We start from the raw sequence: 891 nt of genomic DNA, 5'->3' as shown, positions 1-891 counted from the left end.
GGACTAGACGGCTTCTGGATCCATCGGGTGCTTCAGGGCGAAGCGATCGAAAGCCACGTGGTCGACGCCGCCTCGATCCTGGTGTCACGGCGGCGCCGGCGGGCGAAGACCGATAAGATCGACGGCGAGACCCTGGTGCGCACCTTGCTGGCCTACAAGCGCGGCGAGCCGCGGGTCTGCTCCATGGTCAAGCCGCCGAGCCCCGAGGAAGAGGATCGCCGCCGAATCTGCCGGGAACGCAAGACGCTGATCGCCGAGCGGGTGGAGCACGTCAACCGGATCAAGGGACTGCTATTCGCCCAGGGCGTCGGTGACTATGAGCCGCTGCGTCGCGACCGACGTGCCAGGCTCGAGAACCTCCAAACGGGTGATGGCCGCGCCTTACCTTTCCACCTGAAGGCACAGGTTGTGCGCGAGCTCGACCGGCTTGAGCTGATCCTGGAGCAGTGCAAAAGGTCGAGGCGGCGCGCGACGATCTGCTGCTGGATCGGGCCGAGGCGAACGACCCGGCGCCGATGGTGAGACTGCTCGCAGCTGAAGGGGGTGGGCGCTGAGTTCGCCAACGTACTCTGGTCTGAAGGTCTTTATCGTCACTTCGACAATCGAAGGCAGCTTGCGGCTTACGCCGGGCTTGCGCCAACGCCTTGGCAGAGCGGTTCTGTCGATCACTAGCAGGGCGTCTCAAAAGCGGGCAATCCGCGGCTGAGGGGAACGATGGTGCAGATGGCCTGGCTGTGGCTGCGACACCAACCAGACTCGGCCCTTAGCCAGTGGTTCAAACAGCGGGTCGAGCGCAACGGCGGGCGGCTGCGCAAGCCGCTGATCGTCGCCTTAGCACGTAAACTGCTGGTCGCACTGTGGCAGTATGCGACCGCCGGCGTGGGGATGGAG

General features: G+C 65.0%; 1 pseudogene. It reads left to right on the top strand.

What is annotated here, in order from left to right:
* Positions 1-891, top strand: a pseudogene (locus tag EOA27_RS38320) (IS110 family transposase); the annotation flags it as partial.

Source organism: Mesorhizobium sp. M2A.F.Ca.ET.037.01.1.1 (genome assembly GCF_003998075.1).
GTDB lineage: Bacteria > Pseudomonadota > Alphaproteobacteria > Rhizobiales > Rhizobiaceae > Mesorhizobium.
This window is presented reverse-complemented; position numbering and strand designations above follow the sequence as displayed.